Raw genomic sequence first — 23,243 nt, 5'->3', positions numbered from 1 at the left:
TCCATCCATATTTGCATTAAAGATCAGCACGCCCTTAGCGGGCGAGAGAGCGTGGCAAGCATGGCAGGTGACCACACACCAGCACCAACACACGTGGAAGCATTCCAGCGACCCACGACCCAAGTCATCCAGAATTTGAGCACTGCAATGTTTCGCGGACTGGGCGATGGCTAGCGAGTAATGAAAGACAAGCAGATCGCGCATTTGCAGCAGGAGCTCGCAGCGACTAAGGAATACTTACAAGCGATCATCGAGGCACTTGAGACAACGAACGGAGAATTGCAGAGCATAAATGAAGAGCTGCAAATGTCGAAACAAGAGCTGGAGTCGGCGAACAAAGAGCTGCACACGGTGAATGACGAGATACAGCATCGGAATGAGTTGCTGACCCAGCTCAACAATGACCTCACGAATGTACTGAACAGCGTGAACATGCCACTAGTGATGGTCGGTGCAGACTTGAGTATTCGTCGATTCACAGCCGAGGCGACACAGACGCTAGGGCTGACAAGTACTGACGTTGGGCGTCCGATTGCGCGACTGAAATTGAAGCTCAATATTGACCACCTGGAGCAGATTATGCTGAGCGTGATCTCGGAACTGCAACCGAAGGAGCATCAGTTCACTGATGAATCAGGACAAACATGCACAGTTCGTTTGTTTCCATATCGCACGGCGGACAACCGCAGTGAAGGCGTGGTGCTGAGGGTTATTCGAATTGGAAAAACCGATGTTGCCTGAACAACGATGAGCGATTGGCGTCCATCGTAACTAAGACACTTCCGTGGAGGAAACATGTCAAAGCAGCCGCACCATCAACGCGGGTCCGAGTCAATGGCCGGGGGAAATCCGGGACGCCGCACAGGAGCTGAGCCTATGATTCAGAGCGGGGCCGGCACGAGCAAAAAGACAAAGGTTGGAAACAAGAAGAGCGCAACAAAGCCGCAACACAAGGCCGCCTGATGGCCGTTGCACTGGCACAAAAAGCTCCCCCGAAAGCTGGGAGCTTTTCTTATTGGCGCAAAGTTGCAACTAGGCGGCGGCAGGAGTCTTCTCGCGACGAACGTTGGCCTGCCAAGCCACGTTTGAAATAAGGAATCGACTTTTAGGCAGAGCGGGGACTCGGGAAAAGTCGATTGTCAGATCCTGTCGCGGAACTTCGTACTTCACCTCGCGAACCATGATGCGAACGATGGCCTTCATCTGCTCAACGGTGATGTACTCTCCGGGGCAACGATGAGTGAAGCGTCGGTCGCCCGCACCGTGGGAAACAAGGTCGTAGAGGCCATGGCGCTCCTTCTGGAAGCGCTCAGGACGAAAGCGCTCAGGATCGCCCCAGATCCGCCGGTCATGGTTGGTTCCATATAGATCCATGAGCACCCAGTCGCGTTTGTTGAAGCGATGATTGCGCCAGGTGAACTCCTGCAGAACACGCCCACCAATCAGAGGAATGAACGGATAGAAGCGGCGCACTTCATCGACAAAGAACCCAAGCTGATCGTCGCTCTTCGCGAGTTTCTTTTGCCATTCAGGGTTGGCGTGAAGCGCCATGAGCGCGAACATCATGTATCGCGCATTGGCGACCGTAGGACGAAGTAGGTTGATCAACTCGACGGAAGCATACTTCACGTCCATGAGACGACCACGGCTATCGCGGAATGTGCTGATGAGATACGCGGGACTGGAACCTGGGACACGAAGCTTGCCTCCGCGAATGTTGCGCACAATCTGCCGCATCCATCGCTCGGTGCGGAATCGCATGAGGTGGCCACGCCAATTGCGCGTTCCGATGCCACCGGTACCCTCGACCATCGCCTCGAATTCGCGAGCCCGCTGACGAATGTCGGAGTCGCTGAGGGAAAGGCCAGCCCACGCGCACACGGCGGCACAGAGCGGGACGTGCGCTTCTTCGAAGATATTCACTCTACGCATCTTGCGCCAGCGTTCGACGTGTGCTCGCCAATGCTGAGCCGTCAACCGCGTGAGCCGAGTGAGTGAGTCGGGAGACATGAACGACAGGAACATCTTTTCGCGACGGCGGTGATCTTCTCCGTCAAGCATCATGACGCTGCCCAGATCCTGAATGAGAGTGACTGCGAACAGAGGCATTGCACCGCGACGAGAGAAACGCCCAGGGGAATAGAATTCTTCGGCGGCCTCTGCCCCCTGCATGCAGACGGCGCGGCGCAGCATGACGCGAGTTTGGAACACGTCACTGCCTAGCCGCTCGCAACGATTGGAGATGAATTTATACCCTTCGGAGAAGAGCAGAGCGTATGTACTGTCAAACGACGGGTCCCGAGGAATATTCATCATTGTGCAACCCTGCGTTCGCTGGAGTGTGAGCTTTAGGGTAGAGATGCTTGTTTGGCGATAGCTGCCGCACTGAGGTGCAATTTTCCTGGGCCACTTCTGCCCCACCCCGAAACCTTGGCGTAAGCGAGAGTGGATTGAGTGTCGGAAAAGTTACAGATCAACTTACGAATCCCTTTTAGAGCAACATTGTTCAGAAGTTTGAACGCATCTCAAAAAATAAGCCGATACGCACTGCTCCTTCAGCCGTTTAAGAGACAAAGCGTGGAAAAGAGAAAACCAAAAGTTTTATGCGTAGATGACCGGCCGGAGAACGTCCGGGTGCGGGCATTGTTACTGAATCAGTTTGGATGCGAGACTCTGGTCGCAAGAGATTACACCTCTGCGATGCGCGCTCTTCATGAGCACGCGATCGACATCCTTGTGATCGATTACCATTTGGCGGAAGGCAGAACGGGAGACGAGGTTGCGCAGGAACTGCGGATGATGCGTCCGGAAGTACCGGTCATCATGATTACGGGCGAGACGAAACTGCCAGAAGAAGCACGCGCGCGCGTAGACGCCGTACTACTCAAAGGAGTGTCAGGTCCGAATACCTTGTTGGACACAATAGAGCAGCTTCTGCCCGACGCAAGTCTGCGGCCGAGACGTCCGTCGCTCGCGCAAGAACCTTTGAGAAAAGCCTCTTAAGAGCCGTCATGCAGCGAGTCGAACGCGCTCTCGCGAACTAGCTCTGGGCGAGAGCAGGCGAAACGACTTGATGGCGAGAGGCACGAGGAAGATCAAGGAACCGAGTACCCACATCTCGGCTCCGGCGGCAATCTGGTCGTCTAATGGAGAAAGCCCGAGCACACCACTAGCGCGCGCGTAGCTGGGATAGATGACGCGTCCGGCAAAACACAGATAAGCAGACACTCCGGTATTCACGAGATCGGCTCCGAGCAGGTATGGGATGACTGCCCACTGTGCCCACGGAGTTCGCGAAGGCCAAGGCTCAAGCACGTTCCACCAGAAGAGCATAGACGTTACTAGAAAGCAGAGATGCTCGAAGTCATGCCACGGCTCTGACGCAAGAGCCAGTTCATAGGCGGCGGGAATGTGCCAAGCAATATAAGCGATGTTCATGGCAAAGAATGCGAAGATCGGGCTACGGAGAAGGCGTTCGCAGAAGGTAGAAACCCGATTCCGCAGCAACGGACTGATCACGGCAGCCAAGACGGAGCGAGGCAAGCCACGAAGCATGGGAACGACAGGCGCACCCAAGGCGATCAATGGCGGAACGACGGACATCAACAGCAAATGCTGTGTCATGTGCGCGAGCAAGAGATCGTCTGCAAAGGTATCCACGGGTGAAGCAATAGCCAAGAACAAAACAGCAATGCCTGCAAGAAACGACCAGCAGCGCCAAATGGGAAGCTCTAGAGGTCGCATTTGACGAGCCAGGGCATAGCCGCGAGCGTAAATCACTGTGGTGACCACGAGGGCTGTAGAGGCGACAACAGGAATGTTCCAGAGCTGATCGTCGGAGCCGACGTGCATCGCTAATACCTCGAGCCTTGTTCTACGTCGGTGTTCGCAGGCCGCTCTCCAGTTTCGGCGAGACCTCTCGAGACATCGCGCGCAGGGGCTTGGTTGGGACGACGCAATGTCTCAAGGAACTGGACGAGTGCAGTTACTTCTGGCGGCGAGAGGCTACTACCAAACGCTGGCATGTTTCCTCCACCCTGAATGACCTGTCGAATGAGTTGATCCTTGGTCATGCGCGTTGCGACTTCGTCGAGTGCCGGGCCGCGATCGCCGCCAATGCCTCCCAGAGCATGACAGTTGCGGCACTGCTTGTATTGGAAGACGTTAGCTCCTTGTCGCACCAATGGTGTGGAATTGCGGATGAAGTGGACGGGGATCGGCGCGCCGCTCCAGGCATTCATCTTCGGACTCCATGGGGCGTATGTGGCGAGGCGCGTGAGGGTGGCCCATCCAAAAGCAAGAAGAAGAAGCGTAAGCACCGCGACCGGACGACGATGCCAGCTCTTTTCGCCAGTGCCCGCTACGAGTGGCAGAGCGAGAAGCAAGCCGATCGCTATTGGCGGCGCGATGAGTAGGAATGGAGTTTCCCAACTTGGCGGCAGCAGAGATAACAACGAATAGAGCCAGAGGAAAAAGAAGTCGGGCTTAGGGACGGTTTCGATGATTGTTGGATCGGGCATGCCCGTTGGCCCGAATGGCCCGAAGAACAACGCGCAAACCGCAACAGCAATAAGGATGGAGGCGGAGAAAACAAGGTCCTTCCACGCAGCGCCCGGAATAAAGGGGATTCCGTCGCGATGAGCCAGTTCGTTGTATTCCTTTATGTAGGTTTCGCGGCGCACGATGCGTCCAGGCATGGGCCACTCATTCACGCCGAGCTTTAGGACCATCCAGACGTGCAGACCTGCGAGCGCGAGAAGCAGGCCGGGAATGACGAAAACGTGGAGAGCGAAGAATCGGGAGAGTGTCGTTCCCCCTATGATCGGTCCTCCGAGAAGGAGGTGAACGAGTTGACCGCCCACGAATGGCACGCGTCCGGTGATCGAAACGCCAATGCCGATTCCCCAGTAGGCATCCTGATCAAAGCGAAGCACCTGCCCAGTGAATGCCATTCCGAGCGTCATGAGCAGAAGAAAAACACCAATCATCCATGTAAGTTCGCGGGGGAACTTGTAGGCTCCAAAGAGGAATACTTGCGCCATGTGGACGAGCACAACAGCGACCATGAAGTTGGAGCCCCAACCGTGAAGCGCACGAATGAACCATCCTAGTGCAACGTGCTGGTTGATATTCTGCAGGCTATTCCATGCTTCGGCAGCGGACGGAATGTAGGTGAGTGCAAGCAGCACTCCGGTGACGAGTTGGAGGATGAGCAACGTTAGCGCAGCGCTGCCGAAGACATACCACCAACTAGCGGTCTTGCGCGGAACAACGTGCAGAGCCGCTTCCTTGATAGGACCTTCGAGTTGAACGCGGCGCTCTAACCAATCGTAGAGCTGTTTGTACCAGGGCATGGATGAATTTCCTGAATCAGTTTTGCGCGATTGGAGAAAGTCGGAATCTGCCCGGCGTTGATGTAGAGCTTTCCGTTCTCAACCTTGTAGTCGTAAGTGAACAGGCCGCGCTCGGGTGGGCCTGAAGCGCGACTGCCATCGGCGTAATAAACTCCGCCATGGCAAGGGCACATGAAGAGCTGGGACTCGGCAAACCATCGGACGGGACATCCGAGATGAGCGCAATTGATTGCAAAGACTGTGAAGTTGTTCCCGGTCTTGCGAACGTAGGCTGGAATCTTTCCGGTGTCACCGTCCCACGGACTCACAACGGGGTTGATGAAACTGATAAGTTTGGTGTCGCCATCGCGAAAGTCGGCAACGTTTCCGATCTCGGTCCATCGCAGATAACGATTAGGCGAACCGGTGGACGACAACACGTAACGCACGATCGGTACAGCTAAGGCGGCCGCCACAAGTCCGTTCAGGGCCAGGCCCGCTTTCATGAGGAACGTGCGTCGTGTGAGGTGCTCGCCTTCAAGACGCTGCTCTTGCTCTGCGGGACTTGGAGGTGGAAGTTTTTCATCCATCACGGTCTACCTTCGTTGTGAGATACAGTTGCGGAATCGGCGTATGGCTGACCAGGACGCTGCGGGCGCTGAGATACGACGAAGGCGACAACGTCAGTCACCTCCTGATCGGTCAGTGGGCGGCCAGGTCTGCGCTGGCGAAAATTGGGCATTCCAAGATCAGGACGGCCAACGATTGCGGTGGTGCGAATCAGTTGCGGAGATACCACTCCGAGGAACGAGCCATCAAGAATGGCTCCCTTCGGTCCGGGTGGACCACCGACAGGACCATGACAGTTTGCGCAGTCGGATGCATACACCTGCTTGCCGCGTTCGGCATCGCCCGCGCTCACAGCTTTGTACGGAGGAGCGCCCGGGCCAAGGACATTGCCCTTGGACCACTGTTTGCGCATGCCGCGAACTAACACATCAACCTGCTGATCGGTGAGGTCGCCTCCGGCAGCCTTGGCGAAACCCGGCATCATGGTGTCTTTTTGCCCTTTGGCGACAATGTCACGAAGTGTGTTGTCATCGATCAATGCCTGGTACTCGGGATTGGCCAGATTTGATGCAGGGCCATTTTGTCCAGTCGCGCCGTGACAACCTGCACAATTCTTCTGATAAAGAACGTCGAATGACATTACCGCTTCCGGAGGTTGCGCGTGCTGTTGTTCGCGGTCTTTGCTGGCATGGCCTTCGATGCGCTCGCAAGCAACGGTAAGCAGGATGAAGCCGAACAATATGAAACACAGCAGACCAGCTCTCATTGTCTGCCGTCCTCCCTGCGTTCACGAATGTACCCAGGTGTCTGAATACCGAGGCGCACAGCGAGAGGCATTTGCGATAGCCGTTTCAGTTTGCCGAATCGCGCGACAGTGTATCCAGCAACGAGTCCGAAGAAGACTTGGGATGCTGCAAACCACGGCCAAGAAATCTTCTCGTTGAAAAACGGATTGACGACCGCAAGCACGCTATGAAGGAGACCAGTCCACAGGGCAGGAGCGATCACACCTCCGAGGAGAATGGGACGAGACGGCCAGAGCGGAAGCAGGGCTCCGTATAGCAAGCCGACAAGAATGGACGTGGCGATGTGGATGATGCACGCGATGAGAAATGTTTCAGCATGGAACGAGACCAAATATTCCAGCGAAGGCTTTTGTGGGCCGGTGGCGCCAGCGCCTCCCAGAAGATTGATGGGGTACCAGAGGCTATGAAATGTGATGAGGCCATAGATCTCGGCGGGGACGACCATGGCGAGGCCACCCGCGATGCCACCTTTCACGCCTGACGAAACTGGATAAGTGACCAGCGGAAGTTGAGCACGATGAGTCTCAGTCACTTCCACACGAGACACTCCGGTGGCTAATGAAGTGAGCTCTACAGGAGCAACATCGCCTGTGACCTCAATGTGCCGCTCCACGGGAAGCACCTGCCGAAACCATCCTGCTGCAGCAATCACAGTAAGGAGCAGTCCGAGCACCCCGATCCAGCCATGCGTGACAAGCGCGGCAAAGATGAGCCCGATACCGGCGGCGAACGCGAAAGGCCACGCAGTTGGGGCGGGAAGATGAACGGTGGCCTGCGATTCGTCACGCGTGCTGTGCATTGCCTCTCCTCATCGTCCGACTATATAGACAACCGTAAATACAACGACCCACACGACGTCGACAAAGTGCCAATAGAGCGCCAGTACCTGTACCCGCTCTGCATGCTGGCGGGTTAACTTCCCGGTCACCGTGAAAGCTAGGACGATGAAAATCATCAGCAAGCCAACGGTTACGTGCGAAGCGTGCAAGCCCACGAGCGAGTAGTACGTTGTGCCGAAAACGTTGGTGCGGATTGTGAGCCCTTCTTCGAAGATCAGCTTGTGCCATTCGACTGCTGTGCCGTACAGGAATACAGCTCCGAGCAGGAACGTGAGTAGCCAGAACGCTGCGAAACTCTTGAGTGCGCCGCGAACAAGGCGATGCTCCGCGATGAAGATCGTGATGCTGCTGGACAGCAGGCACACGGTGTAGAAGATAGGAACGTGTAAGACCTTTGGCGTTGGTCCGTAGGTGCTGCGCCCGATGAAATAGATGTATGCAGCGACGAAGATTGTGAAGATGGCGCTCTCGGCCGCAATGAACGAGTACATTCCAACGACGCCACGAGAAGGTAGCTTCCATTCGCCTTCGAATTGCGGGTGCGTAAGCTGCGTTGTGCTCATCGAGTCCTCATTCCAATGCTCTACTCGTATGTACTGTCGGGGTCGTCGGGATGCTTGAGATCCCAGAGCGGCCGGCGACTTCCGACTACAGGCTCGACGGCGAAGTTGTAAGAAGGTGGCGGAGAAGGAGTAGCCCACTCCAGAGTCCACGCGTCCCAAGGGTCTGCTCCGGCGCGCTTTCCAACGAAGTAGGAGCGCACAAGGTTGAAGACCAAAACGAGCACAGCGAGGGCTTGGATGAACCCTCCGATGGATACGAGTTGGTTCCATCCTGTCCAGCCACGGTCGGGCTCATAGGTAAAGATCTGGCGCGGCATTCCGAGAATGCCGGGAATGTGCATAAGATCGAACGTCATGTGGAAGCCGATGAGCATGAGCCAGAAATGCACCTTGGCCAATCGCTCGTCGAGCATGCGGCCGGTCATTTTGGGGTACCAATAGTAAATGGCGGCGAAGATCATGAATACGATGGCACCCACAAGAACATAGTGAAAGTGCGCGATTAGGAAATAGCTGTTGTGCAACTGCAAGTCAAAGGGCGAGACAGCCAGCATGATGCCGGTGAGTCCGGCAATGGGCCACTGGAAGAGAAATCCAACAGTAAAGAGCATGGGAGAGGAGAAGCGAATCTTGCCTCCCCACATCGTGGCGAGCCAATTGAAAGCTTTGATTCCGGTGGGAATGGAGACGAGCATGGTCGAGAGCGTGAAGAACGCGTTGGAGAACGAGGTCATGCCCACGGTGAACATGTGGTGTGCCCAGACTCCCATGCTGACGAATGCAATGCCCATGGTTGCTGCGACCATGGCGGGATAGCCAAAGATTGCCTTGCGCGAAAAGACTGGGACGATCTCATTGGCGAAGGCGAAGGCGGGAAGCACAAGAATGTAAACTTCCGGATGCCCGAAGATCCAAAAGAAGTGGATCCACATGTAGGGCGAGCCGCCGGCCTGAGCATCGAAGAAATGTCCGCCAAGGTAGCGATCCACGAGAAGCATGATTTGTGCTGCGGTAAGTGGGCTGATGGCAAGGACCATCAACACGGCAACAGTGAGATAGACCCATGGCAACAGTGGCATGCGAGAGAGAGTCATCCCTTTGCAGCGCATGCAAAGAACAGTCGCAATGATGTTCACGGCGGTTCCAATGCTGCCGATGCCGCTTAACAATACTGAGACGGTCCAATAATCAGTTGAATGTCCGGGCGAGAAGGGTATCTCTGTGAGTGGAGCGTAGGCGAACCATCCGACATCTGGCGCACTTCCCGCCCCCGCCAACCCCATGCCTCCGACAAGACTGTAGTAAAGGAGCAGGCCAGCGAATGCACTAATCCAGAAGCTGAATGCATTCAGTCGCGGAAAAGCCATGTCACGCGCGCCAATCATGAGCGGAACAAGATAGTTGCCGAAGCCAAGCAGAATCGGCATTCCAGCAAGAAACACCATCGTGGTGCCGTGGAGCGTGAACAGTCGGTTGAAAGTTTCCGGGGTGACGAATGTGTTATGCGGAACAAACAACTGAACGCGGATGAGAAGAGCTTCGAGCCCAGCGACCAGCAGAAAGAGTGTTCCGTACGTGATGTAGAGGAGACCGATCCGCTTGTGATCGACGGTCACGATCCACTCATGCAGTTGCTCAAGGATCGTGCTTTGATCCGGGCTTGTCCTTGTGATCTCAATGTTTGATCCCATGTCGCCGGGAACTGGAAGACTGGCGTCGGACATTGCTCTCCTACTTAAGCGACATAAGATAGTCGGTAATCAAATCGAGTTGCTGGCCACCAAGATGCATTGAAGGCATGAGGCTACCGGGCTTGAAGGCATCTGGATCGGCGATCCACTTGCGCAGGTTGTCGCGCGTGAGAGGAACTGCGCCAGACGCAATCGTGTTTCTGCTCATGAGGTGAGTGAGATCAGGGCCAAACCTGCCAGTTGCAATCGTTCCCGCCACCCGATGACAATTCACACAAGCCTGCGACTCAAATGCCTGACGTCCAGCATCGACAGCGGACGAGCTAGGCGGAGGCTGCTTCTGTGCGTTGACCCATTCGTCGAATTTATCTGGGGTATCGACGTAAACCCGCAGCAACATCTTTGCATGCTCTACGCCGCATAGCTGGGTGCACTGGCCCAAATACACGCCGGGCGTCCCGGGATCCGCCCATAATTCATTCACGCGATTCGGAATGACATCCACTTTCCCCGCAATTCTCGGAACCCAGAAGCTATGAATGACATCAGCGGAAGTCAGCTTCATGTAGGTTGGGCGTGAGTGTCCGGAAGTATCTGCCGGAATGTGTAGTTCGTTTGCCGAAGTAATGCCGAGGGTTGGATAACGAAACTCCCACCAGAATTGATGTCCTATCACAACAACGTCGAGGGCAGACGCAGGCTTGGACGCGTGCTGCAATCCAAAGAGCACTCCGGCGGTCGTTAGAAACAAGACGACGATTATGAGGATGGGAATGATGGTCCACGCTAGCTCAATTTCAGTGCTGCCGAAAACCTGCGGAGGTTCGAGATGTACGTCAGCGGGACGTGCGCGGAAACGGATGATGATGTAGGTGATCAGCGTGGCTAGAGTGAGAAAGATTCCTGCCGCAATAGCGAGGACGAAAAACGCCAGATGCTCGATTGAACGAGACGGAGTAGCAACGGGAGCAAAGATCGACGTGTCAGAAGTCGCGCCCAAGAGCGGGATGTAGATAATTGCGTTTAGGATTGCTGCCCCACTCATGCTTGCTCTCTTTCACTTCCAATCCAATTGTTTCGCGGAGCAAATCGACGTCTCGCGTGTGTCGGGTTGTGAAATTACGTTTCTTGAGTATTGCGATGAGTTGAATTGATTGCACGTTGCGCGAAGAACAGATTTCAGGCTGTGCGGAGACTTAGTTCAGAGTTAAGCCGCGCCTAAACCGTAAGGGGGCCGACTCAGCAGTGCTCTGGCGCTTTATGACACGACACACGAGCATACGGTGGCCAACGAGGTGACGACTTCGCGTCCTCATAATGCTCAGACAAAATGATTAGGAGCAGAAATGGCTGACGAGAAAGGCACGGGGAAGCATCCGCATAAGGACAGTGAAGAACCGTTTCCGCACACGAAGGGGAATGAAGAAGGCTCGCGCAGCGGTCGAGAGAGCAATCAGGCGAAGATCTCTGGATCCCAGGGGCACAAACAACAGACTCAATCGGGCAGTAATGAAAGTGAAGACCTGAAAGAGCGCGAATATCGAGACTCAGAAGGCAACGTACATCACCACACGCGTACTTCGGAAGCAATGCAGGGCAACAAACGGAAGGCTTCGTAGGAGTGCTCTGATTACTAGCGATGTGCGCTTAATCATCGGCTCTGAGTATGTGAGAGCTACAACAAAGGAGGGAGAAGAAGAATTAGAAATCGTACAAAGGCAGTAGAAGGTTGAAAGAAGTAAAGACGTTGTTGCACACACAGAAAGGAAGTAAGCGTGGAACTTAATTCCCGTGCGGCTATCATTCTGATCCGTTTCTGTGAGGCCGCACGGCATCAATACCGCACATCCTCGCACCACATAGATTAGAGATTAGAGACCTGTAGGGACAAGAAGAGGCCGTGCTTTTTACACACGGCCCCGGTTTGCTAGTCAGTAAAAGAAGCTTCTTCTTCCTTGGGGAGAACAGGAACAAGACGGACTCCCAATCCAAAGAGGAAGATAGTAGTTGAGACCATGCCGATCGAGATACCCCATTCCCAAATGCTCGGGAAGTAATGTGCCGGAGCAATCTGAGGCATTGGCCCAGTAAGATTCATGGCGAAGATCACGCCCATTGCGCGATTCCATACAATTCCACTCACAGCGAGCAGTGCAGCACAGCCCAGTGTTGCCGGACGGTTGCGCACGCTCGGAGTTGCAAGCATCACAAGCGGGACAAAGCCGAGGAGCACAATCTCAACCAGGAACATGACGCCGTAAGAACCGGAGAGATGCCCAAATTGTCCGCGCACCGTAACGTCACCTATACGAGCCACAAGGTACACGAGAAGCGCCCAGAATGAGATCTTGCCCATTGCTGAGAGCGGCTTCATCTGAAGGGCGCGCTTGAACGCTTTCGCAATCCACATCTCGACCAAAATCATCAGCGAAGTGCCAGCGGCTACCGAAGAGAGGAAGTAGCAGATGGGCATCACGGGTGACCACCAGAGATGATGGAGCTTATCCGGCATGAGCAGGAAGAGCGAACCAAGCGAGCTCTGGTGCATGGTTGAGAACGTTACGGCCGCGATAGCAAGCATCACAGGAACCGGCTTCTGTCCTTCCTTTGTGCGGAAGGCGTAGGCCATGAACGCGAAAGCTGCAAACGCCACTGCGGCGAAGAGCACGTTGCGTGACATCAGATACACGAACAGAGCAACCGCGACCACAACGTACATGGGCGAATACTTCGTCCAGAGAGCCTTCCACTCGTGCAACTTGAAATGGTCTAGCGGAACTGGCGCGAATTCAAAGGCCAAGACCGTCAGGTAGAAAGTGATACACCACGAGACTTCGAACATCGCCGAGTGCTTTGGTGCATACATGCCCAGCGAATAGAAGTGCCATGGTAATCCGAGGTCGGCCATCAGCGTGAGCACGACAAAGGTGTAACTCAGCATGCCCATGAGCACGGCAGATCGACCGATGGGGTATAGATCTTCTCGCGCAAAGACGTAGATCAGACCTGCGGTTGCAAACGCACCTGCAGCGATCGCGATCCAGACGAAGTCGAAGACGATCCAAAGTCCCCATGCCCAAGTGTCAGAGAGGTTTGTACTGCCACCGAGACCCACGGCAAAGCGGACTAGGAACGACAGTGCTCCGAATGCCATCAGGATGAGCAACAAGAGATTTCCACCGGAGAAGAGATTGCTGCGAGAAAACGGGTTGCCGTTTCCGACCGGAGCGAACTCTACGTGGTGGTGATCATGCTTGTGTTTTGCAGCTTTCGTTTCTTCTTCGGCGACCTTTGCACGACGCTTGTTCAGAGCCGCAACGCCACCGAGCACTGCACCAACGCCAATTACCGCCGGGGGAACAGATCCCAGGGCGACGGCGCTAATGCGAGGCAGAGGATCGGTTTGCACCTTTGGGAATCCGATCTGATCGAAAGGAACACTCGCCAGATAGAGAACTCCCGTGCCTCCGGCTTCATGCTCGCCGTAGATGTGATCCACGTACATGTCGGGATTCTGGCTGATGCGTCGCTTTGCTTCTGCGAGAAGCTCTTCACGCTCGCCGAATTTCAGAGCTCCGGCTGGACACTGCTTTATGCAGATCGGTTCGGAAAGCTTGGTTGCATAAGGCGCTTTCTTGTCCGTCGGATTCGACTGGCCGTTGCGCACGACAGGCAACGTCTGCGCATGACGGTCGTAGCACATGGTGCACTTGCTGATTTTCGGCGCAAGCGAATCCCACTCCGCAGTTGGAATGCTCCAGGGGCAAGCCCACATGCAGTAGCGACATCCGATGCATCTGGATTTGTCGTAAACCACCGGACCTTCGGGCGTCTTGTGCATTGCTGTCACAGGACAAGCCGAAACACACGCCGGTTCATCACAGTGCATACACTGCCGCTTTGCGAAAATCGTGCGCAAATGCCCCGGAGCTTTCGAATCTTCGACCTCGTGGTCGGTGATCACCACTAGCGTCTTAGCAGAAAGCACCTTCGGGTTTTGTAATCCGAGGCCCTTCTCCGGTGCACTCGTCTTTTCGGCAGGCAGGTTGTTCCATTCCTTGCAGGAAACCTGGCATGAACGGCAACCGATGCACTTAGTCGTATCTATCAACATTCCGCTAGACACGTGCACCTCCCTGCGTGCGCTTTGCACGCGCGACCTTCACAAGACAAGCCTTCGTCTCCTGAGTTCCAGCACCAGGATCAACGGCGTCAATCGTCAGATAGTTTGTGCTGGGGCCAGTGCTGAGACCTTTGAATCCCCAGTTGTATGGCATCCAGACGGTTGCTACTTCCTTGCCATTGATCACGAGCGTCTGCATGCGCTTGGTGACGACAGCCTTTACCGTCACTTCACCGCGAGCAGAGGTCACGGTCGTCATATCGCCAGTCTCTATGCCAAGCTGTTTGGCTAGATTCTCCGGCAATTCGACGACAGGTTCGGGCATCAGTTCGTTGAGCCAAGGCACGTTGCGCGTGGTCGAACCTGCGCACCAATGTTCCGCAATGCTCGACGTCATTAGCACGTACGGGAATTCTTCCACCTTGCCGATCGGGTGCTTGCCATCCTTAAGGCGCGGATACTTCAAGCACGGATTGCATTTCACGGCCGGGTGCAGAGAGTTTTCCGTTGGGCTTTCGACCGGCTCATAGAACTCGGGGAGCGGTCCATCTTTGGGCGTGTACGAAGCATCGCGCGGAAGTTTGTCCTTGTCCTTCGCGTCGGGATCCTTATAAGGCCCAGCGATAAGACGTCCGACACCTTCTCCGTTCATGCGGAACGCGCGCTGTCCATTCGGAGTGTCCGGCCCATCGGTCGGCACCGGAACGTCAGGAGTATCGACGCCGGCCCACTTCTTTTGCTCGGCATCCCACCAGACAATCTTGTGCTCGGGATCGAACGGCACACCATGTTCGTCGCACGAAGCGCGGTTGTAGAGGATCTTCATGTTGCCCGGCCAAGTCCACGCGAAGTTCGGATACATACCGAGTCCGCTGGGATCGGTCTTGTTGTCGCGCCGCTTCGTCAGGTTCTTACCACCCTTGAAGCAGCCCGCATAAATCCAAGCTCCCGAAGAGGTCGTACCGTCGTCCTTGAGATCGGCGATTCCGTTGACCGGCTGGCCAGTCGTCAGATCGAATCCGCCAATTTCCTTCAGCACGGCTTCGGCACGATCCTTGGCAGGATAGTTCCAAGCCGCCTTGAGAATCGGTGCGTCCTTCGGATCAGTCGAGTCCTTGTATAACGCGCGGACCTTGTTGAACAACGTGTCGAAGATTTCCAGATCTGGTTTCGCCTCTCCCGGAGGATTGACTCCCGCGTAGCGCCACTGCACCAAACGGCCGGAGCCGGAGATGGTACCTTCCTTCTCCATAAAGTAGCCCGCAGGCAGAAGCAGAACTTCGGTTTTGATCGACTTGGGGTCGGCGCCCGGACGATGCCAGAAGCTGGCAGTCTCGGTTTCCCATAGTTCCTGAACGACCAGCATCTCAAGCTTCTCGAGCGCCGCGAAGGTGACATTCAGGTTCGGGTTCGTCACTGCCGGATTCTGTCCGATGACGTACAGCATCTTCGTACGTCCGGCGAGTGCGCCCTCGAGCATGCCGAGAATCGAGTAATCACCAGTGTTTCGCTTCGGCAGCCACGCGTAACCGTAGTCGTTGTCAGCCGTTGCGTTCTCGCCGAACCACGCCTTCATGGTGTTGATGAGGAACTTGCGACGAAATGTGCCGTTATTGTTCGTCCATTCCTTCAGCGTGGGTTCGTTGTAGTTCGGGTAATTCAGGTAGCCCGGAGTGTAGTTGTTGAGGACGGCCATGTCGCAGGCGCCCTGAACGTTTGGCTCACCGCGGAGAGCGTTTACGCCGCCGCCTGGCTTTCCGATGTTTCCGAGCAGCATCTGGATGATGCCGTCGCAGCGAATGTTCTGCACGGCAACCGTGTGCTGCGTCATGCCGAGCGCATACATGATGGTACCCGGCTTGTGCTTCGCCATTGTTTCGGCGATCAGCTTAATCTGCTCTTCGGGGATTCCGGAGATGTCGCTGCCCACCTTGAGCGTGTACCGCGAGAAGAACTTCTTCATCTGCGCGAATACGCAACGAGGATCGTCGAGCGACTTTGCCTTGAGAGGTTTCTTGTCCGGACCGAGTTCGTATCCCCAACCTTCCTGGTGATACTTGTGCTTCTCCTGGTCATAGCCCGAGAACAGTCCATCCTCGAAGCTAAATTCCTTGTTACTGATCATGAGAGCGTTCGTGTGAAGCTTCACGTACGGCTCGTCATACAGCTTATTGATAAGGATGTAGTTGATCATCGCGTTGAGGAACGCGATATCGGCACCGGGACGGATGCGGGCATAGATGTCGGCTGCCGAAGAAGTGCGATTGAAACGAGGATCCACGTGGATGATGATGGCGCCCTTTTCTTGCGCCTTGCGGATCCACTTCATGGCCATCACGTGGTTCTCTGCGGCGTTGGAGCCCTCGATGAGGAACACCTTCGCATTCTGCAGATCCAACCAGTGGTTGGTCATTGCGCCACGACCGAATGCTGCCCCCAAACTGGGGACGGTCGGGCTATGTCAAAGCCTAGCCTGATGTTCTACCTGAACAGTGCCAAGCAGGCGTCCCATCTTGCCGATGAGATAGCACTCTTCGTTCGTGTTCTGCGCGCCACCCATAAAGCCGATAGCGTCTGTGCGGTTTACCGCGAATTCCTTATCGCCTTCTTTCTCAGAGGCGATCCAATTGGCGTCGCGAGTTTCTTTGATCTTGCGGGCGATGCGGTCATAGGCTTCGTCCCAGCTAATCTCTTTCCACTGGTCGCTTCCAGCGGTGCGGAGCATTGGCTTTTTCACACGCTGAGCAGATCGATGAGTCTCCAGCATGGCGGCGCCCTTGCTGCAAAGTGCGCCCTCGTTAATGATGTGGTCTGGATCGCCTTCCAGGTTCACAAGCTCGCCATCTTTTACGTGGCCGATCATGCCGCAACCACAAGAGCAGAAGTTGCAGGCCGTTGTGAATTCCTCGGTGCCAGCCAACTTCTCTTTCTTGGTTGCCGCGTGTGCTGTGGGCACCTGGAATCCCAACTCACTGAGAGTCAGGCCTACACCAGTGCCCATTTTCAATAGGTCTCTTCGGCTGATTGCCATTATTTCTCCACCCCTGTTTTTGTCGAACCGTGCTTGTGGCAGGAGATACCAAAAGTGAAACAGTGTTACTTCTCGTGTACTCCTGAGCTGGACGTGTTTACAGTGACGCGAATCACGTTCGAGTCACAATCAACTAGAAACGCACAAGGCGTTGCACGCAGGGGATGAGAACTAGGGTATTCACGGTATTGTAGTTTCGATACGAGTCGACTAGGAAACCAATCGCCGTTGTAGTGCCGTTCGAGGGCCGGCCCTAAAGAAGTAGTTGTAGAATTCCGATTCCGACGAGAAGCAATCCAGAGACGACCCCGGCCAACTCTCCCATCCATCGGGCTGCCAGTCGTCTTCCTGCATGCAATCCAAGCCAAAGTGTGACCATACTCAGGATCACGACCCAGACAGTGACGAACAACAAAGGCAAATGCAAGATTCCGGCCGCGACGCCATTCACAAAGTTGTTCATCGATAGCGCGCAGGCAAGCACCACGGCTTCACGATTGTCGATGTGCCTTGAGGAATCCCGATCGGCGCAAGACGGGTTGCTTAGGATGATGGAGAGTTTCGTGAGGAAGCCTCTATTGGCGAACTGCTGGCAATCATTGGAGACCGTGGCCTTGGCCCTAGATTTCAGGCACTCCGAGAGAACGATCCAGCATCCAAGAGCAACCAACATGAGGGCGCCCAGTACGGAGGCCAATTGAGGTTGCAGAAAGTGGGCGATGCTGGCGCCAGCGAGGATTGCGACAAGAGTGGTAGCGCCGGTGACTGCTGCTATGACTGCATTGGCTGAGAACGGAACACGCACACGCCGGAAGGCGTACGCAACACCGACTCCGACATTGTCGAGACTACTTGAGACTGCAAGCAGGACGGCCGCAGACCACCCGGTTCGTAGCATGACGGCCGCCCCCTTGAGTCTCTCTCCTGAAGGTCACGTTCTACCGATCAGATGATCCGGAACGACTCGACCAGCGTGCAGCGACGCTGACGCGTGAAACTACGGGCCGACGTCAAACCCTCTCCAGTGGGACCGGCGATGGTGAACGAAGTATGCCCTTCACCTCCGAGGCCGATGCCCGCATAACATGGAGCATTCTTGACGAAAATCGTCGTCTGTACCTCCCGCGCAAACTTGGTCATGTGCTCTACGTTGGTGGAGTGCATGATTGCCGTATGCCGGTTGCCGGATTCCACCTTGACGGCGAACTCCACAGCCTCGTTGAAGTCTTTGACGCAGACGATGGGGAGCACGGGCATCATTTGCTCCTTCCACACCAGCGGGTGCTCACGCGGTGCACGGAAGATCGCCAGCCTACATTCCTCTCCTACATGGATGCCTACGTCAGCGAGGATGATCTGCACGTTGCGCCCAATGTAGTTGGGGTTGATCTTGCCTTCGGGGGCCATCACTAACTTGGTGACGCGCTCAGCCTCTTCTTCCGAGAGCAGATACACCTTGCCAGTTTCCACCATGAACTTAATCAAGGTCTCGTACACCTCCTGCACCACGATGGCTTCCTTTTCACAGATGCAGAAGATGTTGTTGTTCACACTGGCACCGTCGACGATACAACGTGCGGCACGACGCAGGTTCGCAGTTTCGTCCACCAACACTGGCGGGTTTCCGGCACCAGCACCGATGGCTTTCTTGCCGGAACTCAGGACGACATGGACGACTGGCTTGCCGCCCGTTGCGACAAGCAGATTAACTTTGGGATGCTCGATCAACTGCTTTGCCGTCTCAAGCGTTGGCTCGCGTACGATGCTGACCAGTCCTGGAGGGCCGCCTGCATCCACGACCGCCTTGTGCAATACGAGCACAACTTGCGTGCTGGTTTCGCGTGCGCTCGGGTGTGGATTGAACACCACCGCATTTCCAGCCGAGATCATGCTGATACTGTTGTTGATCAGCGTTCCCGTGGGGTTGGTGATGGGCGTAAGTGCGCCGATAACACCGACCGGAGCGTACTCAAGCAGCGTGAGCCCGCAATCTCCGCTATACGCGACAGGCTGAATGTCTTCAACTCCGGGCGTCTTGGTCGCACAAAGGATGTTTTCTCGAATCTTGTCCTCAACGCGCCCGAGCTTCGTCTCCTTTACGGCAAGTCGCGCGAGTCGTTCATTCTCAAGCAGAATCGCTTTACGAATCGACGCAATGATGTCCCTGCGCCGCTCAAGCGACATGCGGATCAACTCTCTCTGCGCGATCACGGCCGCTTCAACGGCATCGTCGACCTTGTCGAACAATCCACGCCCGTCCAGTACTCCGGCAACACCCTCGAACTCCAGTTCCTTGAGCACCTTCTCAATGAGTGTTGCAACATCATCAACTTGAGTGGCCATCGCCTTCTCCTTCGCAACTCGAATCGTGACCGGCTATGATTGCCGGAATTATGAATGCCGTACGCCCACCCGGGGCGTCATACCTGTTCTTCTAAACCTGCAGCCGAAAGCGATAGCCAGACACCTCCGGCGATTGCTGTTCTGTGTTCTTCCGGCATTGCGGGTGCTAATTCTTCGAGCACGCCGCAGAGCTTCTCCTGCATGCTGTCGAGCAGCACTCCGTTGAAGGCGCCGCTTGCCAACGGTCCGGAGAGCGTGCGCTCCCAACCCACCATCTCCTCAAAATGCGCGACTCCGGCCTCGGCCACGCGAACATCCTGCTCCACGCTGCCTCCACTCACGCCGATGGCGCCTACAACCTCTCCGGAGCGTCGCAGCGGAATACCTCCGCCAAACAACACGATGCGTCCCTGATGTGTGTTCTGTATGCCGTAGAGTGGTGCTCCCGGTTGAGCCAGCTTTCCAGCCTGCGCAGAGGTCATTCGCAACACCGCCGCCGTAAACGCCTTGGACTCAGCAAGCTCAGTGCTCACGGGCAAAGCATCATCCATACGCGTAAAAATCTGGAGACCTCCGGCCGCGTCGGTTATGGCAATCACCATGGGCACGTTGATGTGTTGCGCTTCCGCTTCGGCGCGCGTCGCAATCATCCGTGCGACAACGTGAGGAATCTTGGCTGGATGCGTGTTCATCTCGATCCCTCCAACACAACTTCGGTGACGGCCGTGCGAGCGACGTGTCGTACTTCGAGAGCCCACGCCAGCGTGAAAAGAAAGTCAGAGAGCCGATTGAAGTACACCAGCAAGTCGTCGAACTCTGGCAGCTCGCGATTGAGTTTCACCAGCAGGCGCTCGCCGCGACGACAAACGGTTCTTGAGACGTGCACCGCTGCACTATCAGGCGCACGGCCCGGCACGATGAACCCATTCGGCAGTGCGTAGGTGGCAACGAGTTGGTCGATTTCATGCTCGAGCATCGCTGCCTCTTCCCTGCCGACCTTGCGCTTGAGTTGCGCACGCTTCTCGGGACTTGACGCGAGTTGGGCACATGCGCTGGAGATGTCCTGCTGAATGCGATACACGAGGTCACTGAACTCGTCGTCCACAAACAGTGAACGCGCCATGCCAAGCTGAGCTTGTAGTTCATCCAGAGTGCCATAGGTATCCACGCGCAGATCGTCCTTGGCTATACGCTCACCGCTGAAAAGCCTTGTACCGCCTGCGTCGCCTTTACGCGTGTAAATGCTCATGTTGCACACTCGCGATGTTCTCTACATCGAGTTCGTCAACAATGCCAACGATGGTTGCGTCGACTGGAGTCAACTGGTTATCGAGCGCCTTACGAGCAGCGCTTCCCTGCACCACCATCACCAGTTCACCCACCCCAGCCCCGACCGCATCAACGGCGATGAGTGGATCACCCTTTGGCTGCTGCGAATGCGGCTCGAGGGGTTGCACGATCTGAATCTTGTTCCCCACTAGCCTCTCGTGCTTTCGCGAAGCCACTACCGTTCCTATCACCAGTGCTATAAACATCTCCCAATCCTCCTGGTTGTGGTTGCCTGGATGCGCCGTTGCGCACGATCAACACGCCCAAAGCTGTGGCGCGATCTTGTGCAAGAGGGGTAACGAGTGCCCGCGCTGCGATGTGCAACGAGGTGCCCAGCTCACAAGCCTGCTGAACATCTCCAACGCTAACGACTGCGGAATCGCAAACCCATTCGAGCGTGGTATTCGCAGGCTCCACGTCCTCGATCTCTTCGGCTGCAGTTTGTGGTTCGCCGAGCAACGCCATCGTCGTGGCACAAAGCTGGCTAATATCTACGAAATTGCAACCGTAGCTCGCGACCGCTTTCGCACGCTCCTCCACCTGTTGCAGGAGCGCAGCATTCGCATGATTGAAGCCGAGTTCGGCACGTCCGGCGTTGAGTTCGAATCCGTTGCGAGCAGCAATCAGAGGCTTTCCCATGAACAATGAATGCAGAAGAATGTTGCTTGTCTGACTGTCTCCAATGACAAGTGCGAGCTTCGAAAGAGCACTCACGCTCAGCAGCGGCGACACGACCGCGCGCGCTTCGCGCAGTGACTTCAACCACGCCACGGGAGGCAGTTGGCTCCAGCACGGGAAACCGGCAAGTTGATCGCGAACCAGATTCCCATAGAGGTGCTCGGCCATGTCAGAGAACACAAGCTGCAATTCAAATCCGGCAAGGAGCAGTGCGCGGATTTGATTCACGGCATCGGGTTCCTGCACGGTCGCGCCGGTCATCACGACGATGATCTTGCCACGTGAACCGTCTGCACCTAGGTGCGGCAACAGCCGTTTTAACACCTCAGTGATGATCCGTTCTGTCTGCTGATCTTCCATAGCCTCTACCTCTACATGCAGGCAAATCCCGCACAGCTCAAGGCAATGCCTAGTGGCGTGACTAGCAAAGGATTGTCCGGTACGATAACGTCATACCCGGTTTCCTCTCGCATCACGTCAGCGATCCCCGGAAAAGCGCTTGTGCCCCCGACCAGGTACAGCAAGTTCACACCACGGTTGCGAAGGTGAGTTCTCACGATTGTGGCCATCTTCTGGAACACGGGGCGCACTACCGGGAACAGCTCTCGCTGGCGTGCCGGATCGGTCTTCATTCGCTCCGCTGCTTCCACATCGATCTTGAAGTTGCCTGCGAGAACAAGATCCACGTGATTGCCACCGGTTGGTTCGTCGGCGGTATAGACTACGCGCCCATTGCGCAGAACCGAGATTCCCGTGGTTCCGCCACCAATGTCCACGACAGCACCCTCGCGAACGCCAAGTACAACTGCAGCCGCACTCGGCTCGTCAATCATGCCGGTGACCTCGAGTTCTGCTGCCTGCAGTACATGAGAAAAGCTCTTCGCATTCGCTCCCGTAGTGCCCGGAGGATATGCCGCCGCTGCCCGCTCGATTGCATAACCCGCGCTGCGTATGGAATCGACCTGAGCACGAAGCATCTTGATTGCTCCGGTGTAATCAAGCACCAGACCGTCGCGAATTGCCGAACGGCTGCGTGTGATGGCACCTGCGACAGGAACTCCCTCTTCGTCCACCACTGCGGTCACAATGTAGGCGGTACCCAAGTCCACGCCCGCGAATAACTCGCCGCGAGGAATACCGCCCTCATTGGGCTGAAGTACGGACGCGAACCGTTCCAAAAGTTCGCCGGCTTTCTCATCGATTTCCACCGCTGCTCTCCACGATCTCCGCGGACGTGCACAACGATTGCCGCGGCTACACTGCTACTTCGGTGCCCATCAAATTCTGTATTGCCGACTCGGCCGCGCCAGCCGCACGCTCAATGTCAGACTCACGACCTCCGAGATATAGACGCCCTACGGCACCGAACACGCGGCAATCAACCAGCGTGACCTGCGCGTTCTTCTCTGCTTCGTTAGCCGCGTAGGTGACATAAGCCGCAGGAACGACTTCCATGATGTAAAGATCTTGTCCGGGAATAATGACCGAGCACAGACGTGACACGTTGACTACCTGCGCGTGATAGTCATTCACCTTGTGAATGATTTCGGAGCTCAGGATCTTCGGTTTCACTCTCTGCTCTTCTTCAACACCCAGGCACCGCAACGCCGCCTGTCCTGCATGCTGCACATCGGCCTGCGTCCGTGAATGGAACTCGAGCACGCCGAAGCTGCGCTCAACAATGAGGAATCCTGGCTGGACGTAGGCAGCCTTCAACGCCGCGTCCGCAACTTTGTTGATAGCAATGCCGGGGGCAATCTCAATAAGCATGGCAGCCATTCCGACCACCGGCAGGTAGCCTCTCATGTTGGTGCCGAAATATGCACTCAGTTGGGGCTGCAAACGATCCAGATAAACGTACGCACGAAGTTCAGCCACAGCGCGCTCCTTTGCTCGAATTCGTTCAAAACTTGCGTTGCCAATCAAGCGGCTCCCGC

Annotated in this window: 23 protein-coding genes and 1 pseudogene; 4 read left to right on the top strand and 20 right to left on the bottom strand. The window is 55.7% G+C overall.

Annotation, left to right across the window (positions count from 1 at the left end):
* The first annotated feature begins 180 nt into the window (after window positions 1-180).
* Both AC6IZD_RS02435 and AC6IZD_RS02430 read left to right on the top strand, forming a co-directional pair.
* A complete protein-coding gene (locus AC6IZD_RS02435) occupies window positions 181-741 on the top strand; it encodes a PAS domain-containing protein (RefSeq protein WP_497786089.1) in 561 nt (186 codons plus the stop codon).
* A 54-nt stretch (window positions 742-795) separates the two neighbouring features.
* Window positions 796-963, top strand: coding sequence for a hypothetical protein (locus AC6IZD_RS02430; protein WP_497786088.1), 168 nt, complete (start codon window positions 796-798; stop codon window positions 961-963).
* 69 nt (window positions 964-1,032) lie between these two features.
* Here the strand turns inward: AC6IZD_RS02430 and AC6IZD_RS02425 are convergent, their stop codons facing one another.
* Window positions 1,033-2,316: a cytochrome P450 gene (locus AC6IZD_RS02425; RefSeq protein WP_497786087.1), complete on the bottom strand. Its 1,284-nt coding sequence runs from the start codon at window positions 2,314-2,316 to the stop codon at window positions 1,033-1,035.
* Window positions 2,317-2,577: 261 nt separating this feature from the next.
* Here AC6IZD_RS02425 and AC6IZD_RS02420 point away from each other — a divergent pair, with 261 nt between their 5' ends.
* Window positions 2,578-3,003, top strand: a complete 426-nt coding sequence (locus AC6IZD_RS02420) for a response regulator (protein ID WP_497786086.1) — start codon at window positions 2,578-2,580, stop codon at window positions 3,001-3,003.
* A 6-nt stretch (window positions 3,004-3,009) separates the two neighbouring features.
* Here the strand turns inward: AC6IZD_RS02420 and AC6IZD_RS02415 are convergent, their stop codons facing one another.
* The 8 genes from AC6IZD_RS02415 to coxB are packed head-to-tail and all read right to left on the bottom strand — an operon-like array spanning window position 3,010 to window position 10,847.
* Entirely contained in the window at window positions 3,010-3,852 is an 843-nt protein-coding gene (locus AC6IZD_RS02415) for a cytochrome c oxidase assembly protein (protein ID WP_497786085.1), read from the bottom strand.
* A 2-nt stretch (window positions 3,853-3,854) separates the two neighbouring features.
* A complete protein-coding gene (locus AC6IZD_RS02410; protein WP_497786084.1) occupies window positions 3,855-5,354 on the bottom strand; it encodes a cytochrome b N-terminal domain-containing protein in 1,500 nt (499 codons plus the stop codon).
* Complete coding sequence (locus AC6IZD_RS02405) at window positions 5,321-5,923, bottom strand: QcrA and Rieske domain-containing protein (protein ID WP_497786083.1); 603 nt, start codon at window positions 5,921-5,923, stop codon at window positions 5,321-5,323. Before AC6IZD_RS02405 ends, AC6IZD_RS02410 begins: the two co-directional genes overlap by 34 nt.
* A complete protein-coding gene (locus AC6IZD_RS02400) occupies window positions 5,923-6,669 on the bottom strand; it encodes a c-type cytochrome (RefSeq protein ID WP_497786082.1) in 747 nt (248 codons plus the stop codon). Before AC6IZD_RS02400 ends, AC6IZD_RS02405 begins: the two co-directional genes overlap by 1 nt.
* Window positions 6,666-7,508, bottom strand: coding sequence for a hypothetical protein (locus AC6IZD_RS02395; RefSeq protein ID WP_497786081.1), 843 nt, complete (start codon window positions 7,506-7,508; stop codon window positions 6,666-6,668). Before AC6IZD_RS02395 ends, AC6IZD_RS02400 begins: the two co-directional genes overlap by 4 nt.
* Window positions 7,509-7,517: 9 nt before the next feature.
* Window positions 7,518-8,111 carry a cytochrome c oxidase subunit 3 gene (locus AC6IZD_RS02390; RefSeq protein WP_497786080.1) on the bottom strand — a complete coding sequence of 198 codons (594 nt, stop codon included), beginning with the start codon at window positions 8,109-8,111 and terminating at the stop codon, window positions 7,518-7,520.
* A 20-nt stretch (window positions 8,112-8,131) separates the two neighbouring features.
* Window positions 8,132-9,835: a cytochrome c oxidase subunit I gene (ctaD, locus tag AC6IZD_RS02385; protein ID WP_497786079.1), complete on the bottom strand. Its 1,704-nt coding sequence runs from the start codon at window positions 9,833-9,835 to the stop codon at window positions 8,132-8,134.
* 7 nt (window positions 9,836-9,842) lie between these two features.
* Window positions 9,843-10,847 carry a cytochrome c oxidase subunit II gene (coxB, locus tag AC6IZD_RS02380; RefSeq protein WP_497786078.1) on the bottom strand — a complete coding sequence of 335 codons (1,005 nt, stop codon included), beginning with the start codon at window positions 10,845-10,847 and terminating at the stop codon, window positions 9,843-9,845.
* Between the two features lie 301 nt (window positions 10,848-11,148).
* Between coxB and AC6IZD_RS02375 the strand changes: the two genes are divergently transcribed.
* Complete coding sequence (locus AC6IZD_RS02375) at window positions 11,149-11,421, top strand: hypothetical protein (RefSeq protein WP_497786077.1); 273 nt, start codon at window positions 11,149-11,151, stop codon at window positions 11,419-11,421.
* 308 nt (window positions 11,422-11,729) lie between these two features.
* Here the strand turns inward: AC6IZD_RS02375 and AC6IZD_RS02370 are convergent, their stop codons facing one another.
* From AC6IZD_RS02370 to AC6IZD_RS02320, 11 genes and pseudogenes are all read right to left on the bottom strand, one after another.
* Window positions 11,730-13,928, bottom strand: a complete 2,199-nt coding sequence (locus AC6IZD_RS02370) for a 4Fe-4S dicluster domain-containing protein (protein ID WP_497786076.1) — start codon at window positions 13,926-13,928, stop codon at window positions 11,730-11,732.
* A pseudogene (gene fdnG / locus AC6IZD_RS02365) lies at window positions 13,921-16,374 on the bottom strand (formate dehydrogenase-N subunit alpha); the annotation flags it as partial. The pseudogene fdnG and the gene AC6IZD_RS02370, both read right to left, overlap by 8 nt.
* A 12-nt stretch (window positions 16,375-16,386) precedes the next feature.
* On the bottom strand, window positions 16,387-16,956 hold the full coding sequence (locus AC6IZD_RS02360; protein ID WP_497786075.1) for a molybdopterin-dependent oxidoreductase: 570 nt from the start codon (window positions 16,954-16,956) through the stop codon (window positions 16,387-16,389).
* A 253-nt stretch (window positions 16,957-17,209) separates the two neighbouring features.
* The gene (gene ytaF / locus AC6IZD_RS02355; RefSeq protein ID WP_497786074.1) at window positions 17,210-17,854 is read right to left on the bottom strand and encodes a sporulation membrane protein YtaF; all 645 of its coding nucleotides are present in this window, start codon (window positions 17,852-17,854) and stop codon (window positions 17,210-17,212) included.
* Window positions 17,855-17,901: 47 nt separating this feature from the next.
* On the bottom strand, window positions 17,902-19,299 hold the full coding sequence (locus AC6IZD_RS02350) for an aldehyde dehydrogenase family protein (RefSeq protein ID WP_497786073.1): 1,398 nt from the start codon (window positions 19,297-19,299) through the stop codon (window positions 17,902-17,904).
* Between the two features lie 77 nt (window positions 19,300-19,376).
* Window positions 19,377-19,991 carry a GlcG/HbpS family heme-binding protein gene (locus tag AC6IZD_RS02345; RefSeq protein ID WP_497786072.1) on the bottom strand — a complete coding sequence of 205 codons (615 nt, stop codon included), beginning with the start codon at window positions 19,989-19,991 and terminating at the stop codon, window positions 19,377-19,379.
* Window positions 19,988-20,548, bottom strand: a complete 561-nt coding sequence (locus AC6IZD_RS02340; protein WP_497786071.1) for a cob(I)yrinic acid a,c-diamide adenosyltransferase — start codon at window positions 20,546-20,548, stop codon at window positions 19,988-19,990. The genes AC6IZD_RS02345 and AC6IZD_RS02340 overlap by 4 nt, the downstream gene beginning before the upstream one ends.
* On the bottom strand, window positions 20,529-20,834 hold the full coding sequence (locus AC6IZD_RS02335; protein WP_497786070.1) for a EutN/CcmL family microcompartment protein: 306 nt from the start codon (window positions 20,832-20,834) through the stop codon (window positions 20,529-20,531). The genes AC6IZD_RS02340 and AC6IZD_RS02335 overlap by 20 nt, the downstream gene beginning before the upstream one ends.
* Entirely contained in the window at window positions 20,716-21,666 is a 951-nt protein-coding gene (locus AC6IZD_RS02330) for a hypothetical protein (protein WP_497786069.1), read from the bottom strand. The genes AC6IZD_RS02335 and AC6IZD_RS02330 overlap by 119 nt, the downstream gene beginning before the upstream one ends.
* 11 nt (window positions 21,667-21,677) lie before the next feature.
* Window positions 21,678-22,514, bottom strand: a complete 837-nt coding sequence (eutJ, locus tag AC6IZD_RS02325) for an ethanolamine utilization protein EutJ (protein WP_497786068.1) — start codon at window positions 22,512-22,514, stop codon at window positions 21,678-21,680.
* A 46-nt stretch (window positions 22,515-22,560) separates the two neighbouring features.
* Window positions 22,561-23,184: a hypothetical protein gene (locus AC6IZD_RS02320; RefSeq protein ID WP_497786067.1), complete on the bottom strand. Its 624-nt coding sequence runs from the start codon at window positions 23,182-23,184 to the stop codon at window positions 22,561-22,563.
* Window positions 23,185-23,243 lie beyond the last annotated feature (59 nt).

Source organism: Koromonas humicola, from assembly GCF_059726255.1.
The sequence above is the reverse complement of the archived record's forward strand: the minus strand, read 5'-3'. Positions and strand labels throughout refer to the sequence as shown.

What these genes read in the sequence shown, in the direction of transcription:
- AC6IZD_RS02435 (WP_497786089.1), top strand. Translation starts at nt 181, where the DNA reads ATGAAAGACAAGCAGATCGCGCATTTGCAGCAGGAGCTCGCAGCGACT.
- AC6IZD_RS02430 (WP_497786088.1), top strand. Translation starts at nt 796, where the DNA reads ATGTCAAAGCAGCCGCACCATCAACGCGGGTCCGAGTCAATGGCCGGG.
- AC6IZD_RS02425 (WP_497786087.1), bottom strand. Translation starts at nt 2,316, where the DNA reads ATGATGAATATTCCTCGGGACCCGTCGTTTGACAGTACATACGCTCTG.
- AC6IZD_RS02415 (WP_497786085.1), bottom strand. Translation starts at nt 3,852, where the DNA reads ATGCACGTCGGCTCCGACGATCAGCTCTGGAACATTCCTGTTGTCGCC.
- AC6IZD_RS02410 (WP_497786084.1), bottom strand. Translation starts at nt 5,354, where the DNA reads ATGCCCTGGTACAAACAGCTCTACGATTGGTTAGAGCGCCGCGTTCAA.
- AC6IZD_RS02405 (WP_497786083.1), bottom strand. Translation starts at nt 5,923, where the DNA reads ATGGATGAAAAACTTCCACCTCCAAGTCCCGCAGAGCAAGAGCAGCGT.
- AC6IZD_RS02400 (WP_497786082.1), bottom strand. Translation starts at nt 6,669, where the DNA reads ATGAGAGCTGGTCTGCTGTGTTTCATATTGTTCGGCTTCATCCTGCTT.
- AC6IZD_RS02395 (WP_497786081.1), bottom strand. Translation starts at nt 7,508, where the DNA reads ATGCACAGCACGCGTGACGAATCGCAGGCCACCGTTCATCTTCCCGCC.
- AC6IZD_RS02390 (WP_497786080.1), bottom strand. Translation starts at nt 8,111, where the DNA reads ATGAGCACAACGCAGCTTACGCACCCGCAATTCGAAGGCGAATGGAAG.
- ctaD (WP_497786079.1), bottom strand. Translation starts at nt 9,835, where the DNA reads ATGTCCGACGCCAGTCTTCCAGTTCCCGGCGACATGGGATCAAACATT.
- coxB (WP_497786078.1), bottom strand. Translation starts at nt 10,847, where the DNA reads ATGAGTGGGGCAGCAATCCTAAACGCAATTATCTACATCCCGCTCTTG.
- AC6IZD_RS02375 (WP_497786077.1), top strand. Translation starts at nt 11,149, where the DNA reads ATGGCTGACGAGAAAGGCACGGGGAAGCATCCGCATAAGGACAGTGAA.
- AC6IZD_RS02360 (WP_497786075.1), bottom strand. Translation starts at nt 16,956, where the DNA reads ATGGCAATCAGCCGAAGAGACCTATTGAAAATGGGCACTGGTGTAGGC.
- ytaF (WP_497786074.1), bottom strand. Translation starts at nt 17,854, where the DNA reads ATGCTACGAACCGGGTGGTCTGCGGCCGTCCTGCTTGCAGTCTCAAGT.
- AC6IZD_RS02350 (WP_497786073.1), bottom strand. Translation starts at nt 19,299, where the DNA reads ATGGCCACTCAAGTTGATGATGTTGCAACACTCATTGAGAAGGTGCTC.
- AC6IZD_RS02345 (WP_497786072.1), bottom strand. Translation starts at nt 19,991, where the DNA reads ATGAACACGCATCCAGCCAAGATTCCTCACGTTGTCGCACGGATGATT.
- AC6IZD_RS02340 (WP_497786071.1), bottom strand. Translation starts at nt 20,548, where the DNA reads ATGAGCATTTACACGCGTAAAGGCGACGCAGGCGGTACAAGGCTTTTC.
- AC6IZD_RS02335 (WP_497786070.1), bottom strand. Translation starts at nt 20,834, where the DNA reads ATGTTTATAGCACTGGTGATAGGAACGGTAGTGGCTTCGCGAAAGCAC.
- AC6IZD_RS02330 (WP_497786069.1), bottom strand. Translation starts at nt 21,666, where the DNA reads ATGGAAGATCAGCAGACAGAACGGATCATCACTGAGGTGTTAAAACGG.